Source organism: Actinosynnema sp. ALI-1.44 (assembly GCF_001984155.1).
In the GTDB taxonomy this organism is placed as follows: Bacteria; Actinomycetota; Actinomycetes; order Mycobacteriales; family Pseudonocardiaceae; genus Kibdelosporangium.
Genome location: NZ_MTQO01000022.1, coordinates 50233 through 67160, shown reverse-complemented (window position 1 = coordinate 67160; position 16928 = coordinate 50233). Strand labels below are relative to the sequence as shown.

Below are 16928 nucleotides of genomic sequence, written 5' to 3'. Positions count from 1 at the left end.
CGTGTTCGTCGGCTCCACACCACAGATGTGGGACTCCCGTCACGACGACGGGCAACCAGTCCCCACCGCCGATGAACCCGGCAACACCACCCACGTCCAGCTTAATGTCACCCCCGCGGACAACGGCGGTGCGCTCGTCACCATCACCCCGGACCCGGTGGCGCTGACGGGCAAAGACGTGGTGTACCCGGTGTACATCGATCCGACCACGGGCGACATCCGTGCCACCGACTGGGGAGACGTCGCCGACAACGGATTCACCAACTACCGCGACGACTTTTTCGCCCGAGTCGGCCGCTGCTACAAGTTCGCTGAATGCAACGGAAACAGAAACTGGGTCGCCCGTTCCTTCTTCGTCATGCCCACCACCGCGCTGCAAGCCCGCAACGGCTACACCGCCGTGCTGCGCTCGGCGACGTTCACCATCACCAACGCCCACACCGGCGACAACGGCTGCAATCCCGTCCAAGCCTTCTACAACGGCTCGCAGTTCACCTCAGCCACCCGCTGGCCAGGCCCCGACCTTGGGACCGACATGGACATCCCGCAGAACGCGTGCAAGGGCGCCTCGGTCCTGTTCAACGCCATCGGCGCGGCCCAGACCGCGGTCAACTTCAACTCCAGCCAGATCACCATCGGTCTGAAGTCGGTCGTCGCCGAAGGCACCCAGGACGGCCATCACTGGAACCGATTCGACAGCGGCAGCGCCGCGTTCGCCGTCCGGTTCGCCTTCCCGCCCGGCCCCGCGACCAACCAGGGCATCTCCAAAGCCGTCACCTGCACCGGCCAGCCCATCACCTCGGACGCGTACCCCACCCTGTCCGCCACCGCCACGGACAACAACATCCCGGTGTTGAACATCCTGCTGTACTTCGAAGTATGGACCGCCGACGAAACCACCCACATCACCACCAGCCCACCCATCCAGGTCGCGTCCGGCACCACCGGCCAATGGCAAGTCAACGTCAACCTCGGCAACGGCGACTACGGCTACCGCGTCGCGGTCAAGAACACCGGCGGCGACGGCACCGGCGAAATCTGGAACGGCACCTTCTCCCCCTGGACTAAATTCCAAACCCGCGCCACCCCACCCGCCAAACCCACCCTCGACAGCAGAGACTATCCCCCCAACTACTGGGGCCACGGCGCCGGAACCTTCTACTTCAAGACCAACCCCAACGACTACACCACCGCCGGCTGGGCCTACAGCTTCACCGGCCCCGGCACCGTGAAAGTCCCCAACACCAACGACTGCAACTACAACCAAACCTTCCCCAACGGCGGCTGGGTAGCCCGCAAACCCATCACCACCGGAGCAGGAACCAACGCCCAGGTCATCCCCGCCAACTTCCCACCCGGCTACCACACCGTCCACGTCCGGGCGTTCGACCGCGCACACAACCTCTCCGCTGAGGAAACCGCCTACGTCTTCTACGTCGCCCCCAGCTACGGCGTCACCACCCGCCTCAACACCGGCGACCCTACCCAGGTCGCCGTGACCCAACCCGCGGGCCAAAACATCCCCATCACACAAGAAGACGGCCGCCTGCACTTCGACGGCACCGCCGCGGGCCAGTCCTTCAGCATGGCGTTCACCGCACCACTCGAAGCCGACTACGCACTCGGCGTCCGGATCGCCTCCGGTTTGGTCCCCGGCAACAGGAACAACGTCACCGTCACCGTCGACGACGTCCCCAAACCACTCATCCCTGCGGGCCAGATCTACGGTGCGCTCGGCGGTGTCCACCTGACCAAAGGCCAGCACGTCATCACCCTGAGCACCACCGGCAGCCACACCGGCGGCGGCCTCGACCCGTTCGACGTCACCATCACCGGCATCGACGCCATCCCGCTCAACAACGTCACCACCAACAGCTTCACCGAGGCGATGGACAACGACGGCATCAGCAACGACGGCACCACCGTCTCGGCCGACAAATCCCTCGACTTCGATGGCGGGGCACTCTCCGCGCAAACCCTCGCAGCGGCAGGACTCGCACCCGGCGCCTCGCTCACCGTCCAAGGCTCCACCTTCACCCTGCCCACCCCCAACAGCGCCGGGTTCGACAACGTCGTCGCGATCGGACAAACAATCCCGCTCCCCGCCGCACACCAGGTTCCCTCCACCGCCATCGGATTCCTCGTGGCCAGCACCTGCGGGGAAACACCCGCCACGACCGTGGGCATCACCTACACCGACGGCACCACCGAACAGCCAGCCTTGGCCAGCATCACCGACTGGGCAAAACCATCTCAGGGCGTGGCAACACCGGTCGCGACTCTGCCTTATCGCAACGTCGGTGCCACCAAGGACACCGTGAACAAGCCGACGGTGTATACGGTGTTCATCCCCGCCAACCCACTCAAAACCCCGCAGAAGATCACGCTACCGAACCTCGGCACCGCCTTCCGCCGCACGTGTGTGGACAGCGCCGCCCTGCACGTGCTCGCCATGGCACCACGACCGGTCACCCCACCCGACGGCAAAACCTGGGCAGGCGCCTGGACCGCCCCCGCCGACACCACCACACCACCCCCCACCGGCGGCTTCGCAAACAAAACCCTCCGCATCATCGCCCACCCCTCCATCACCGGCAGCGAAGCCCGCATCCGCCTGTCCAACACTGGCTCCCCCACACCCGTCACCATCGCCGCGGCCACCATCGCCGCCCACACCACCGGCGCCGCCACCACCACCCCCACCACCCTGAAGTTCAACGGCAACACCACCGTCACCATCCCCGCCGGCGGCGACGCCTACAGCGACCCCGTCGCCCTACCCACCGGCGGATCCGGCAACCTCGCCATCAGCCTCCACATACCCAACACCGTCACCACCACGCCCGTGCACACCGCCAACGGCACCACCACCTACCTAGCCTCCGGCAACGCCACCACCAACCCGGACGCCGCCGCCTACACCACCACCCTGCCCAGCACCTACTACCTCACCGGCCTCGACGTCACCACCACCGCCAGCAACGGCACCATCGCCATCCTCGCTGACCAGAACACCCGCGCTCCCGACACCCACACCAGTTGGGGCGACACGCTCGCCACCCAACTCGGCAACCAGTTGCCCGGCGGCCTGGTCACCACCACCCACACCACCCCACCCCCACCCGGCTGGTGGACCGCCCTCAACCAAACCACCCTCGCCGGACCCAGGCTCCGCACCGTCATCGTCACCCTCGGCGCCCAAGACATCCTCAACGGCGACACCCCCCAAAACACCACAAGCAAACTCACGCAACTCATCGACGACATCAACGGCTACAACCGCTACAAACGACCCGACGGAACCCGCATCCGCGTCATCCTCTCCACCATCGCCCCACTCGGCCTCGACCCCAACAGCACCCAAGAAAAGAACCGGCAACAACTCAACGCCGACATCATCAGACGCTACGGCCAGTACGGCGCCAACGAGCTCATCAACCTCGACCAAGCACTACGCGACAGCGCCAACCCAGCCAACATCAACCCCACGTACCTCACCAACGACGTTCCCAACGACACGTACTACCAACGCATCACACAAACCTTCCACACCGGAATCACTAACGGGACCATCACCTTTTAGAGGCGACAAAGCCCGGGAGTTACTAGGTGTGTGACCCCGACGGACACAGCTGTGCCGCCGCCCGCCTCTTCCAAACCGAGCCCTGGAGGACAGTCGCTCCTCCAGGGCTCGGTTGGTCATCTGACCTGATCAGACAAACCTTGCGCTAGCCGAAAACCTCATCCGTGCTGGTCAGCAGCTACACATGATGACGTCGACGCTGTTCATTCCGGCTGCCAGTCCACGGCATGATAATCCACCGTGCTGCTGCGACTGGCCTACCTCGGCCTGACCAACACCTTCGCCTTGCTCCGCCTGATCCCGATAAGCAACCAGGACAAAGAGATCGAGAGCCTCGCGTTGCGCCACCAGATCTCAGTACTACAACGCCAACTCGGCGACACCAGAGTGCGCTTCAACCCGACCGACCGGGCGTTACTCGCCGCGCTCCTACACCGACTACCACGTCGGACCTTGCGCAGGCTCCGTCTGCTGGTACACCCAGACACCATCCTGCGCTGGCACCGCGACATGCTCCGCCGACGCCACGCCAAGGCATCCCGGCCGAAACGGCCAGGCCGACCACGCACGATCCGGTCCATCCGAATCCTGGTCCTGCGCCTGGCCAAAGAGAACCCGAGCTGGCGCTACCACCGCATCCACGGCGAACTGCTCGTCCTCGGCATCAAGCTCGCCCCCTCCACTATCTGGCAGATTCTCACCGAAGCCGGTATCGACCCCGCACCTGAGCGTGCATCCAGCACCTGGGCCCAGTTCCTCCGCTCTCAGGCAGAGATCCTGCTGGCCTGCGACTTCTTCGAAACAGCCACCCTCACCGGCATCCGCACGTACGTGCTGGTAGTGATCGAACACGCCACCCGACAGGTTCGGATCCTCGGCGCCACACCACATCCGACCGCGGCATGGGTGACCCAAGCCGCCCGCAATCTCCTCATGGATCTTGAGGACGCCCACTGCCCAGCACGGTCCGGTCCCTGATCCGTGACAGGGACGGCAAATTCCCTCATCTGTTCGACGTCATCCTCGCCAACGCAGGTATCCAGGTCGTGCTCAGTGGTGTTCAGGTACCCAGGATGAACTCAATCGTCGAGCGCTGGGTACAGAGCTGTCGCCGCGAACTGCTCGACCGCACCTTGATCTGAAACTAGCGACACCTACTCCACACACTCCGTGAATACGAGCAGTTCTACAACAACCACCAACCCCACCAAGGCATCGCCAACGCCCGACCACTACAACCACCGCCACAACCGATCACCGGGACCGAAATCAACCGCCTCGACATCCGCCAACGCCAACGATTGGGCGGCATCCTCAACGAGTACCACGCCGCCTGACCAGCACGGACGACATTTTCGGCAAGCGCAGCCGCACACCGTTTCACACACCTCATTCGCGACCGTGACGCCAAGTTCGGTACCGCCTTCGACGCGGTCTTCGCGTCTATCGGCATTCAGGTCGTGCTCACCGCACCGCAGGCGCCGCGGATGAACGCCTTCGCTGAACGCTGGGTCGGCTCCGTCCGTCGCGAGTGCACCGATCGGATCCTCATCACTGCAGAAGGCCACCTACGCCACGTACTCAACGTATACGTCGCCCATCACAACGCCGGACGCAGCCACCAAGGCACCGGGATGCTTCTGCGTGCTCCCGACGATGAACCGAACATGATCCCGTTCCCCTGCCTGGATCAGCAGGATCCGATGCCGACAGCGTCTCGGCGGGCTGCTCAACGAGTACCCGGCCCGCCGGGTGAAAACCCAGGCCAGAACCGAAGGCCGACTTTTCGACCAGCACACGCCCAGCAGAGGAGACGGCGCCGCTGAGCGCTACCACCGCCAACGGCGATCAAGCTAGCAAACTTGATCTCGAAAGTCCGATGCTGCCGGATCAAGCCTGGGGTGACGCCCCTTCCTGCTGCAAGTCCTGCTCAATAGCCTGCAACTCCGCAAGGAGCTGGGCTTCGTTGACAGAATTATCAAGCGCGTCGAGCGAGGCATCAGCCAAGTCGCTTCGCGCGGCCAACTCGGCGAACTGCTCCGCTTTGAACCGCGTGCGCTCGACGATGCGTTCGTCTGCTGGATGCCGTGCGACGAGCCTATGCACAACGACAACCTTGGCCTGCCCCATACGATGCGCGCGTTTGACCGCCTGCCACTCCGTGCTCGGTTTGTACTGCGGCTCCATCAACACCACCACCGAAGCAGCTTGCAGGTTGAGTCCAAGAGCTCCGGTCACGATCTGTATCGATAGCGCAGCAAAGCCCTCAGCGGCTTGGAACAGTTCAATGTTGTCCTCTCGTTGCTCCTTCGAGACCGCGCCGCGGAGCTCCGAGCACTCATCGCCGATCAACTTCTGAACCGCAATGACGACTTCGATGAATTGGCTGAACACCAACAGTTTGTGCCCCTCTTGCCGGCACTCGTTGACGATCTCACTGAGCAGCCTCAGCTTCATGGAGTCTGGCCCGGCGCCGATGGTAAGGCCCCACCGTGCTTGATCGAGCTTCCCTTCGTTCCATCGAGCCTCGTACTCGTCGAGTTCCTTGCCACCAACCTTGACGGGGTGATCGGTTCCGACGATCGTCGGTAGCTCGTCGAGCACCTCAATCTGGTTGCGTCGGAGGTAGAACTCACCTAGGACCCTGCGGAACTCACCTGAACGAGCCATGGCGGCTCGACCTCCGTCGAACCGATGGTCGAGATCATCTCCTCGAGCCTCGTCGACGACTCTCGTAATCTGCACCAAGTCGCCGGCATGGTTCTCCATCGGCGTGCCGCTCATCAGCAAGGCTCTTTTGGCACACCGGCTCAGTCTCGCGGTGCGGCCGCTCTGCTGAGTTTTGGGGTTCTTGACGAAGTGCCCTTCGTCCACCACCAGGAAACCAACTGATGGGACGTCACCATCGAGAAGATGGTTGAGAACGCGGTAGGAGCTCACCAAGATGCCCCCTCTGACGCGCCACTGCTCGAACGCATTCTGACGGCCAGGCTCTCGGAACGCAACGCCTCTAAGACCAGGAGCGTCGTGGAGCGTCGCGTCGATCTCACTCATCCAGTTGTCGACCAATGCAGCGGGGCAGATGACGATGTGGTGGCGTTGTTCCTCGACTGCGACAGCATGGGCTATCGCGGCGAGCGCCTCAATCGTCTTACCGAGGCCCATCTCGTCACCGAGGATGCTGCGCCCCACGACAAGCGCAAACTTCGCACCGAACTCCTGATAGATCCGCAATGTTCGCCGAATGAATCGCACGTCGAGCTTCATCCGCTCGATCTGCTCAACGAGGGCCGACGGATGATGCGCCAGCGCACGGCCATGACGGATCAGTGCCTGCTCATCTGGCGATCCATTTTCCGCGACCAGTCGCTCGAGCAGCGACAAGAGCTCCGCGCTGTTGCCGCGCCAGTCCTGCTCAACCTCGGCGCGATCCATCCGCGCAGCGAACTGCGGGCGCGCAGACTCAAGCACTCGTTCAGCTCGACCAACCTGCTCGGAGACGTCGGCGGAGTGGGCCAGCCTCTGCGCTTCCTCGTATCGAGATCGGGTATGCAACTTGTGGGACATAGTCCCGAACAACCAACGCCACCACCTGGTCGCGCCCTTAAGCCAACGAAGAAGGCTGACGATCTCGCGCACGGTCGCCAGCTCGGGCATGCCAAGAATCGCACCTATTGACGCTAGTCTGCGCAACGCACGCACAAGATCGGCGTCAGATTCCCACCAATCGCGTGGATCGCGTGGTGGGCGGAGGTCATCGGCTTGCACGCGATCCCGCTCATGTTCCACCAGAGCCATCAACTTCGACGCCCACTGATCGATACCGCGAAGTTCCCGCAGCCGGCTCTCTCCCAACTTGAAGACGTCAAACGCGGTGCTCACGCCGCCGTCGTTGAGAAACTTCTTTGGAACGCCTGATCCGAGCTTCTCGACCGGCAGGTCGGCCAGGCGCCGATTCACTCGACTCCGCCGGTGTCGCGCTCGAGCACGGAACGCCTGATCGCGACAGTCCCGATCTATCGCCGCAGCTTCTACTACAACGGGCTCCAGCCGGCGAAGCCATTCCTTCGCCAGTCGATGTGCCTCGACGCGGCTGAAGCCACGGTCGGTATTGCCCTCGCCTGTCGACATAGTGCCCCCTCGTCGCTGGCTAACCTTCGAGGCTGGCACGTCACACTGAGGAGTTGTACCGATCATCTGGGTGAACTTTTCCTGCAAACCACCGGTCAGGACATGGCCCCTGCAGCGCACCACGCGAGGATGCTCCAGACGTACCTTCGCGTGATGCTCGACCACGATCATGCGGTACGGCACGCCCGACCAGCGTGCGCGCTACCTGCCGGGCATCTCCGGCGGGCGAACGCACTTCTCGATCAGGTACTCCGAGCCGGAAGCCGGGACCGAGCTGGCGTCGTTGCGCACCCGCGCGGTGCGCGACGGCGACGAGTGCTCCCTGGTGTTCGTTCCTCACTTTCTTGGAACGTCGAACGGGGTAGAACTCATCGACATGTCGCGTCACTTTGTTCGCGTGCTTCTCGTTGAACATGGTGAGCGCGTCGGAGGTGGACTTAGAACCTGTTCCTTGTTTCGACGCGACTTCGAGCAACTGCCGCTGAGCTCACCAGTCCAGAGCGCTCGTCCGAAGGACCGTGTAGCAACGGCACGTTTACAGAACCGTCGCTAAGACCATGTAGGTCTGAAGTGATCCTGCTTGGCCAGATCTCGCTGCGCGTAGAACTCATCAAAACAGCGGAAGTAGCTACGCAGCCAGGGCTTGTAACACCCGTCGAGCTGTCAACGACTCGCCAGTGAGAGCGGGTACGCGAACCGTTTCAACCGACAGTAGTAGTTTCTCAAGAAACCGGCAATCTGAAAAATGGCCACCGCAGCGCACCCGGCCTAGTACTACAGCCGCAGGCCGTGATCTGTGAGTCTCCGCTGGTAATGGCATTGTCGGGCTCGGTGTTGGTGGCGTCGTCGCCAGTGTGACCATGCCTCGGTGTGCGAACGCGGATGCGGGGTGAAGGTTAGGGCGGCGTGCAGGCCCCTGATCTCGTTGACGCTCAACGGGATCAGGCCGTCGTCGGGACATGCAGAGCCCCCTTTGGGTCCTCGTGGTGACCGCGAGGAAGGCGTGGGCGAGCATCGCGAGGGTGATATGTCGGTACCAGGCGTGGTACTTGCGGACCTGGTAGTGGTCCATGCCGACCTCGTTCTTGGCCGCTTGGAAGCATTCCTCGACCGCCCATCGGCTCCCGGCCACCCGCACCAGCACGTCCAACGGGACCGGATTCGGTGTGTGACAGAGGAAGTAGGCCAGCTCATGCACGCCCTTGGTGCCGGGGGTGAGCGACCGGCGGATCAGCAGACTGTGGTGTTCACCGGCCTCGACCAGCGCCCAGTCATACAACCGTGGTCCCTTGGCGCCGTCCCCACAGGAACGGTGTTGCCAGGCCGTCTTCGGCACGAGCCTGGCCAGTGTGTCGGCGCGTCGTTTGCCCGCGGCGGTCGGGATTTCCTGTTTGCAGGGGATCGCCATGACGCAGGCGATACCCCGTTGTTCCAGCCAGGACCGCAGGCCGGGGTTCTGGCCGTAGGCCTCGTCGGCGGTGAACCAGGAGAACGGCACCTCGGCGTCGATGGCCCGTTCGAGCATGCGGCGGGCCAGTTCCGGCTTGGTCGCGAACTCGACCTCGTCGCCGATCCCGGCCTCACGGCATCGGTCCCGGTCAGCGCACCAGCTGTCCTGGGGCAGGTAGAGCTCACGGTCGATCAGCGCCCGTCCATGCGGGCAGGCGTAGGCCAGAAACACTCCGAGCTGGCAGTTCTCGATCCGCCCGGCGGTGCCGGAGTACTGCCGTTGCACCCCGGCGGACTTGACGCCCTTCTTCAGCAACCCGGTCTCGTCAGCGACCAGCACCGCCTGCTCATGCCCGAGATGGTCGACCACATATCCGCGCAGATCGTCACGGACCTTGTCCGCGTCCCACGCCGCGTGGTTGAGCAGGCGTTGCATACCGTCCGGGGTGGCATCGCCTGCCTGCTCGGCTAAGGTCCATCCGTTCTTGCGTTCGGTCCGTGACAGCAGGCCCAGCACATAAGCCCGTGCCCGCCTGCGGGTCTGGACCTGCACGAACCGGCCCGCGAACCGGGCGAACAGGTCGTCGAACCCGGCCCGCCACGCGTCCAGGTCTAAGATCGGCAACGCGGCCACCGTTTCGCTTCGAGTCCCAACACACCTCGAAGTTGATCACGGTGGCCGTCTCACGTCCCCACCAGGTCATCAAGCAAGATCACGCCATGCGGCTGTAGTACTAGCGCGTTGATCAACTACTCGCGAAACTGCCGCCGAGTGACCTATGGTCACCTGATTGGGTGGCGAAGTCGCTGTTAGTCCGATAAAAAGAGGGCGTGTCTACTCTGCCCGGCGGGCGCGACGAGGCCGGAACCCGCGCCGACTTGATCGACCCGGCGCTACGTCGGGCGAACTGGGAAGAAGCGCAAATTAACCGGGAGTTCTGGGTCGGCGATGGCCAGATCGTGGACGCTGGGGGAATCGCCTACCGCAGCAGCCGCCTGCGGGCCGACTACGTGCTGGAGCGTGAGCCGGGGTTCCCGATCGCAGTCATCGAGGCCAAACGAGAGAATGAGCCGGCAGCCACCGGCGTTGAGCAGGCCAAGCGTTACGCGCGCGGTCTGGCCCTTCCGTTCGCGTACGCCACCAACGGCCATGAGATCCGCGAGATCGACATGTTGGCGGGCACGGAGACGGTGGTCAGCGCCTTCCCAGCACCGGAGCAGCTGTGGCAGCGGTTCTTGGATGCCAAGGGCTTGGATAACGAGCTGGCGATGAAGTTTCGACGTGCGCCGTTCAGTCAGGCGTTGGTCAACTATGACGGCACGATCAAGAGGCCGCGCTATTACCAGAAAGCCGCGGTAGACGAAGCGCTTACCGCGATCGCAGCAGGCCAGAGACGCATCTTGCTGACGTTGGCCACCGGTACTGGCAAGACCTTTGTGGCGTACTTACTCGCAGCCAAGTTGTGGGATACTCAGTGGCCCAGAGGGCATGATAGGCCGCGCGTACTGTACTTGGCTGATCGCAACATCCTGGTAGACCAGCCGAAGGACGAGTACTTCATCCCTGGCTTTGGCGATGAGGCTGTCTGCAAGCTGAGTGAGGGCAGAGCGGTGATGAGTCGCCACTTCTATTTCGCGCTCTACCAGTCGCTGGACCAGACCCGTGCTGATGATGCCTTGTTCCTCCAGTACGACTCCGATTTCTTCGACCTAATTATCGTTGACGAGTGTCACCGCGGGTCTGCCGGCGCCGATTCCGCATGGCGGGAAATCCTGGACCACTTCGAACCGGCCGTGCAGGTTGGGATGACTGCCACCCCTGTGGACGACTCGACTCGCAGTACCTATGAGTACTTCGGCGACCCCGTGTATACGTACTCTCTTGGTGACGGCATCCGCGATGGCTACCTCGCGCCCTACCGGGTCAGGAAGATCCAGCTGAACGTCGACATCACTGGCTGGAAACCCGAGCTAGGTCAGCTGGACCGGTATGGTCGCGAGATCCCGGACAAGGTGTACGGCCGCAAGGAGTACGAGCGCCTGCTCGCGATCACCGAGCGGACCGAGGAGGCCGCACGCGCACTGACCGAGCATCTGCGCAGCACCGATCCTATGTCCAAGACGATCGTGTTCTGCGAGAACATCGACCACGCCGCACGGATGCGCGAAGCCTTGACCAATCTCAACGCCGACCTAGCTGGCCCAAACCACGACTATGTATTCCGCATCACATCTCATGACGGGAGCGCAGGACTGGCGATGCTGTCGACGTTCCGCAAGGTGGACACAGAACGTCCGGTCATCGCGATCACCTCCCGGCTGCTCAACACCGGGGTGGACATCCCAACGGTGCGCAATATTGTGCTGTTTCGGATCATTGGGTCTGTGCCGGAGTTCAAGCAGATCATCGGGCGCGGTACCAGGTTGTTCGAGGAGGACGGGAAGCTCGCCTTCGACATCATCGATTTCACTGACGCCACCAAGCACTTCAGCCGTCCTGACTTTGACGGTGTGCCTCTCGGGCGGCCCACGGTGTCGGTCACTAACACACAAGGTCACTTGGTCGATATCGACCTGCCTGACCCAGACGCGCACTACGTGCCCGAAGAAGTGCCCGCTGGATCGGTTGAGCATGCGGTGACGCTCAACGCTCCCGCAGCGGGGCCGGATGCTGGCCTGACGGTGACCGATCCGCAGCAGGCGGCGAGGATCCGCCAGAGCCGCGAGCGGTACTACGTCGACGGGGTCGAAGTATTCGTCTTCAACGACTCGCTGTACATCCTCAACGCCGGCACCCAGGAGTTGCGGCTAACCGAGTACCGCCAATGGGTCGGCGAGCAGGTACGCCGCCTGGATCTCACACCCACCAACCTGCGTGCCCAGTGGGCCCGCGCGGTCACCCGCCGCAAGCTCGCTCAAGCCTTCCGCGACGCAGGGATTGGCACCGAGCAAGTCTACCGGCACTTCGGGCACGCGGACGTCGACGAAGTTGATCTACTGTTGAACTTGGCGTACAACACCGCACTGGTCACCAGGAGCGAGCGTGTTACGCGGGTGCGTCACGAACACAAGACGTTCCTTGCAGGCTTCGCCGAGGAGGCTAGGGAGATCTTGGAGATCCTCCTGGACAAGTATGAGCAGTCCGGGATCGAGGAGCTGTCGGCAATGGCGCTGCGGACCCCAGCCTTCGCTGGCATGGGCGGCGTGGTCAGCCTTGCAGGGCGTTTCGGCGGTGGTGACAAGCTCCATGATGCGATCGATAGCCTGACCGCTCGCCTGTACGACATCGCGAACTGACCCCCGTAAGGTGGGGCCCCGCGCTGGTCGCCCAGCGCGTTGGTGTGAGCGGAGACAGTGGGAGCCAGGAGAAGATGACTGAAGACAACCAGGGTGCGCTGTTCGTCGGCGAGTCAACGCGAGCTCCTAAGCGCAAACCTCGGGAACGCGCGCCCCGGAAGCAAGCGGCTCCAAAGTCGGCCCCTGCTCGTCTGGCGGCTATCGTGAAGTCCGCTCGCGACATCATGCGCACGGATGAAGGTCTCAATGGAGACCTCGACCGCCTTCCCCAGTTGGCCTGGCTGCTGTTCCTGCGTTGTCTGGATGCCAAGGAGGACGAGCGAGAGGTCCTCGAAGGAGAGGCATTCACACCTGCGATCAAACCCGAGTACCGGTGGAAGAAGTGGGCGGCCGATCCTCGCGGCCGGACTGGGCAGGAGCTGATCAACTTCGTCAACACGGAGTTGCTGCCCTACCTGGCTAACCTCGAGAAGGAAATCGACGAGGACGACCGCGCTGGCTTCGACCCACGCCTAGTGATATCCGCAGTGTTCAAGGACCTTACCAACCGCATGCGCAATGGCGCTCTCCTGCGCGAAGTGATCGACCAAGTGCATAAGGTCGACTTCACCCAGCAGGAGGACGTCCATACGATGGCGGCTCTCTATGAGGGAATACTGCGAGAGATGCGCGACGCGGCAGGAGACTCTGGAGAGTTCTATACGCCTCGCCCTCTCAACCGATTCATGGTGCAGCAGCTGTTCCTTGAGCTCGGCGAATCCATCCTCGACCCCGCCTGTGGCACCGGCGGATTCCTTGTCGAGGCGCTCGCTGAACTGGCCCCAAAGGCCTTGGACAATAAGCAAATCGATCAACTGCACGCCAACCTGCGTGGCATCGAGAAGAAGTCCTTGCCGTTCCTGTTGTGCAACATGAATCTACTACTTCATGACATCCCTCAGCCGCACGTCTTGCGCGCAAACGCACTGGTTCAGATGCGCAAAGAAATCGGCGCTGTGAACAAGGTTGACGTCATCCTCACTAATCCACCATTCGGCGGTGAAGAGGAAAAGTCGGTCAGCGACGCCTTTGACGTCGGGTTTCAGAGTCGAGAGACTGCCTGGCTTTTCCTGTATGCCATCATTGATAAACTCAAGCGCGGCGGACGCTGTGGAATTGTGCTGCCCAATGGCGTTCTATTCGGTAATGATAACGTGGCTACGAAGATCAAAGAGAAGCTATTGGCAGAATGCAATCTGCACACAGTCGTCCGCCTCCAGCAAGGCGTCTTCGCTCCCTATACTGACATTCCGGCGAACCTGCTGTTCTTCGAGAAAGGCGTTGCGACAACCGAGACATGGTACTACGAACTCCCTCTACCAGAGGGGCGGCGCGGCTACACCAAGAGTAAGCCACTGGCTTTCGATGAATTTGAAGAATGTCAGCGATGGTGGGGAGGTGTGGAGAGGGTGGGTCGAGTGGAGACATCCCAAGCCTGGTGTGTCTCTGTCGAAGATCTCAAGGAACGGGGCTATAATCTCGATCTCACCAACCCGCACGGTGCTGACGATCTGGCCAACCATGACCCAGTGGAGCTTGTTGCAGACCTCATCAAGACTGAACATCAGATACTTGGATTGCTTGAAGAACTACAGGCGGAACTGGTGAGTGACCGATGATTTATTCAAATCGGCCACTGAGTGAAGCGCTCTCTTTGGTGGACGCATCGGAACGGGTGATAGATGATCAACAATATAGAATCGCAGGTGTGTACAGTTTTGGGAAAGGGTTGATTCGTAGAGCAACTATCAATGGCTCTCAAACTGCCTATGATACCCTGAGTCGCCTCTCGGCTGGTCAGGTAACCATGAGCAAGCTTGGAGCATGGGAAGGCGCCATCGCGTTCGTCGATGAGTCCTTTGATGGTACCTATGTATCGTCAGAATATCCCGTGTTTAATGTTAACAAGGACGATCACGATCCTCGATATATCGCCCACCTGGTCACGTGGCCGAAGCTTCGGAGCCAACTAGTCACACAAGGTTCGATGGCCCGACGTAAGCGTACGACTCCAACCCAGTTCCTCGCAATCAAAGTGCCTCTCCCTAGCATCGAGGAACAATGTCGAGTCGCGGCAAAACTCGATGAGGCGATGAGTAAGCTCACTCAAGCTGGTAGTCTTCGAAGGAATGCGCAAGTATCCTACAAAGCACTCCAGGAATCATTGATTGCGCATGCGTCAAATCCTACTATGCGAACGGTCGGCTCTATCATGGAGTTGAAGCGTCGATCGGTGCGTGTCGAGCCGGATGCCGTTTATCGAGAGATAGGGCTCCGATCATTTGGCAGAGGCGTCTTCCATAAGCCATCTGTCACTGGACAGTCTCTGGGGACGAAGAAGATATTCGCAATCGAGGCGGGTGACTTGTTGTTCAGCAGCGTGTTCGCTTGGGAGGGGGCCGTGGCGCGCGCGGCAGAGGCCGAACAAGGCCGGGTTGGTTCACATAGATTCATGACTTATGTTCTTGATGACGCGGTGGCCGACGCCGATTACCTGCGGTTCTTCTTCCTCAGCGTATCTGGTCTCGAAGTGCTACGGCGTTGTTCGCCGGGCGGCGCAGGGCGGAATAAGACTCTTGGCATCAAGTCTTTTCATGCCGCTCAGATCCCTCTGCCACCACTTCCGGAGCAGCAGCGGATCGCACGCATGCTGCTGACTGCCGAGCAAATCTCACAGCGCTTCGGCTCCGAGTACGAGCAACGTGCCGAGGCATGCCGGGTATCTCTGCTGAATGCCGCGTTCACTGGGAAGCTATAGCTTCAAAGATCGGCAGCCAGCTTTCGCGCGCTGTCGCAGAGCAATGAGGCTCTCTCCGAGAGAAACGTGTCATAGTCGTTGGCCAATGCGGCGTCGAACGCAGCGCTCGGGACGAGGCTAGCCGTGCAATGTACGCGGACGGTGTCTTCCCCGTGCATGTCGATCAGGTCCTGGAGATACTCGGAGGGGCGCTGGTCGGAGATGTGGATATTGGTGATCGAGGTGAGCATGATGATGTTCGCCACCGAGTTGATGGCGGCGTCGCTGTAGCCTTGCTTTTTCAGGTATGCCTGGGGAAAGAAGTGGTGGTACTCCTTATCGTTACTCCACGACAGCGCCTTGCCTACGTCGATCGGGCGGCCAGAGCGGAGGTCGACTGGCCGTTCGCGTGCGAGTAGGAGCGCGTGCGCCTTCGAGAACGCTGCTCCCTGACGGAATCGGGTGCGCTTCCACACGTCAACGGTGGGCATGCTGGTCGCTGACGGAAGGTCTGCCATAGCGCCTGCGGCGAACGCCCTGATCGCGTCCCGGATCACGATCATTTGCCGTCCCGACCAGCCGCTGAAGTAGCCAGTGAACGAGGTGCGCCAGAACCAGCGTTTGAGTGCGTCGATCTGAGAGGGAGTCGGTTTGTCGATGCGGTGGAACAGGTCAGCGAGGACAGTGAACTGGTTCTGGTAGGGCAATGCCACGGCGCTGGGCAGCGTGAGGTCGGTAGCGAGGAAGTCTGCCGCACGGCGCGCTCCCTCGGACGCCTTGGTGATGATCTCACGCAGTTCGGCCGCACTGTGGCGGCGCAGTTTGTCGATGTCCTCGCGGTCATACCCATGTCCGGCCGCAGCGGCAATGATGCGGAGGAGGGTCGGGGGCTCGACGGTGTCGAAGCGCTTCGGTGCGAGACTAAGCGAGGCGTTGTCAAGCAGGTCGGCCAAGTCGAAGTCGCGGGTCCAGGTCGCGGCACGGATCAGGTCGGCGATGGTAAGCGTGGTCGCGGTGCTGTTGATCCGCTCAAAGACTCGCGCCACCTCATCGATGTCCATGTCTTTGATAGTGGCGACCGCGATCTTGTAGTCCTGGAAGCGCCTGTACAGTGCGTCGGCTCGGTCCCGGTACTCATCGAGATTCGCCCCTGGACACCGGAAGAAGGCGGCTCCGTCGGACAGTAGCCGTGCGGGGATTTGGTGCACTGGAGGGTTCTCAATTGTGGAGGCGTGGGCGAACTCCTCAGTGGCGAGGTCGTAAACGATGTTCCAATAGCTGTCTGGGTTGCCTTCAGGCGTCCAGTACAGCGCCCCGCAAATCGTGGACAATCGCTGCTGCCCGTCGAGGAGGTAGTTGCGTGGGTAGTCTTCCCGTGGATCAGCCACCTCCAGGTTGGCAATCGCGCGGTCGCTGGCCAACTCCTCGCGGCTCTGCCATAGCAGTACGCTCCCGATCGGATAGTCGCGCGCCACGGAATCCAGCAGTTCCAGAACCTGCTTGCGGTTCCACACGAATTCGCGCTGGAACTTGGGCAGCAGGATGTCACCACTCTTGATCCGACGTGCCAGGTCGATCAGACTCTCCGTGCCGGTGTGTAGCGCCCGCACCGATGCCACACTGCCTGCCATGTGCCGCTTCCTTTCGACGTGGCCGTACGGCTCATGGGACGTGACCCTAGCGGTAAGGTCC

The 16928-nt window shown here is 61.9% G+C and carries 10 protein-coding genes and 2 pseudogenes; 7 read left to right on the top strand and 5 right to left on the bottom strand.

The window, feature by feature from the left end; all coding sequences use genetic code 11:
- Both ALI144C_RS57155 and ALI144C_RS53965 read right to left on the bottom strand, forming a co-directional pair.
- Nucleotides 1-469 (bottom strand): hypothetical protein (locus tag ALI144C_RS57155; protein WP_237773913.1); only part of this gene is annotated, 469 nt, incomplete at its 3' end.
- Nucleotides 470-678: 209 nt separating this feature from the next.
- Complete coding sequence (locus tag ALI144C_RS53965; RefSeq protein WP_143230321.1) at nt 679-861, bottom strand: hypothetical protein; 183 nt, start codon at nt 859-861, stop codon at nt 679-681.
- Between ALI144C_RS53965 and ALI144C_RS58305 the strand changes: the two genes are divergently transcribed.
- The 3 genes from ALI144C_RS58305 to ALI144C_RS58830 all read left to right on the top strand — a co-directional run bounded on the left by ALI144C_RS58305 (nt 854) and on the right by ALI144C_RS58830 (nt 5409).
- Nucleotides 854-3583 (top strand): hypothetical protein, encoded by a 2730-nt coding sequence (locus ALI144C_RS58305; protein ID WP_143230320.1) that lies wholly within the window; start codon nt 854-856, stop codon nt 3581-3583. The two genes, ALI144C_RS53965 and ALI144C_RS58305, sit on opposite strands and share 8 nt — an antisense overlap.
- A gap of 240 nt (nt 3584-3823) precedes the next feature.
- Nucleotides 3824-4561 (top strand): helix-turn-helix domain-containing protein, encoded by a 738-nt coding sequence (locus ALI144C_RS57145; protein ID WP_076985212.1) that lies wholly within the window; start codon nt 3824-3826, stop codon nt 4559-4561.
- Nucleotides 4562-5043: 482 nt separating this feature from the next.
- Complete coding sequence (locus tag ALI144C_RS58830) at nt 5044-5409, top strand: integrase core domain-containing protein (protein WP_076985211.1); 366 nt, start codon at nt 5044-5046, stop codon at nt 5407-5409.
- A 64-nt stretch (nt 5410-5473) separates the two neighbouring features.
- Here the strand turns inward: ALI144C_RS58830 and ALI144C_RS57140 are convergent, their stop codons facing one another.
- Nucleotides 5474-6850, bottom strand: coding sequence for a DEAD/DEAH box helicase (locus ALI144C_RS57140; protein ID WP_269086645.1), 1377 nt, complete (start codon nt 6848-6850; stop codon nt 5474-5476).
- A gap of 1027 nt (nt 6851-7877) precedes the next feature.
- On the opposite strand from ALI144C_RS57140, the pseudogene ALI144C_RS57135 reads away from it, so the two are divergent.
- Nucleotides 7878-8030, top strand: a pseudogene (locus ALI144C_RS57135) (acyl-CoA dehydrogenase); the annotation flags it as partial.
- A 669-nt stretch (nt 8031-8699) separates the two neighbouring features.
- Here the strand turns inward: ALI144C_RS57135 and ALI144C_RS01750 are convergent.
- A pseudogene (locus ALI144C_RS01750) lies at nt 8700-9782 on the bottom strand (IS701 family transposase); the annotation flags it as partial.
- A 212-nt stretch (nt 9783-9994) separates the two neighbouring features.
- On the opposite strand from ALI144C_RS01750, the gene hsdR reads away from it, so the two are divergent.
- From hsdR to ALI144C_RS52920, 3 genes are all read left to right on the top strand, one after another.
- Complete coding sequence (gene hsdR, locus ALI144C_RS01745) at nt 9995-12460, top strand: EcoAI/FtnUII family type I restriction enzme subunit R (RefSeq protein WP_083752616.1); 2466 nt, start codon at nt 9995-9997, stop codon at nt 12458-12460.
- Between the two features lie 74 nt (nt 12461-12534).
- Complete coding sequence (locus ALI144C_RS01740; RefSeq protein ID WP_083752622.1) at nt 12535-14118, top strand: class I SAM-dependent DNA methyltransferase; 1584 nt, start codon at nt 12535-12537, stop codon at nt 14116-14118.
- Nucleotides 14115-15257, top strand: coding sequence for a restriction endonuclease subunit S (locus ALI144C_RS52920; RefSeq protein WP_083752615.1), 1143 nt, complete (start codon nt 14115-14117; stop codon nt 15255-15257). The genes ALI144C_RS01740 and ALI144C_RS52920 overlap by 4 nt, the downstream gene beginning before the upstream one ends.
- Nucleotides 15258-15259: 2 nt before the next feature.
- Here the strand turns inward: ALI144C_RS52920 and ALI144C_RS01730 are convergent, their stop codons facing one another.
- The gene (locus tag ALI144C_RS01730; RefSeq protein WP_076985207.1) at nt 15260-16867 is read right to left on the bottom strand and encodes a GmrSD restriction endonuclease domain-containing protein; all 1608 of its coding nucleotides are present in this window, start codon (nt 16865-16867) and stop codon (nt 15260-15262) included.
- Between the last annotated feature and the right edge of the window lie 61 nt (nt 16868-16928).

What these genes read in the sequence shown, in the direction of transcription:
- ALI144C_RS01740 (WP_083752622.1), top strand. Translation starts at nt 12,535, where the DNA reads ATGACTGAAGACAACCAGGGTGCGCTGTTCGTCGGCGAGTCAACGCGA.
- ALI144C_RS52920 (WP_083752615.1), top strand. Translation starts at nt 14,115, where the DNA reads ATGATTTATTCAAATCGGCCACTGAGTGAAGCGCTCTCTTTGGTGGAC.
- ALI144C_RS57140 (WP_269086645.1), bottom strand. Translation starts at nt 6,850, where the DNA reads ATGAAGCTCGACGTGCGATTCATTCGGCGAACATTGCGGATCTATCAG.
- ALI144C_RS01730 (WP_076985207.1), bottom strand. Translation starts at nt 16,867, where the DNA reads ATGGCAGGCAGTGTGGCATCGGTGCGGGCGCTACACACCGGCACGGAG.
- ALI144C_RS53965 (WP_143230321.1), bottom strand. Translation starts at nt 861, where the DNA reads ATGTTCAACACCGGGATGTTGTTGTCCGTGGCGGTGGCGGACAGGGTG.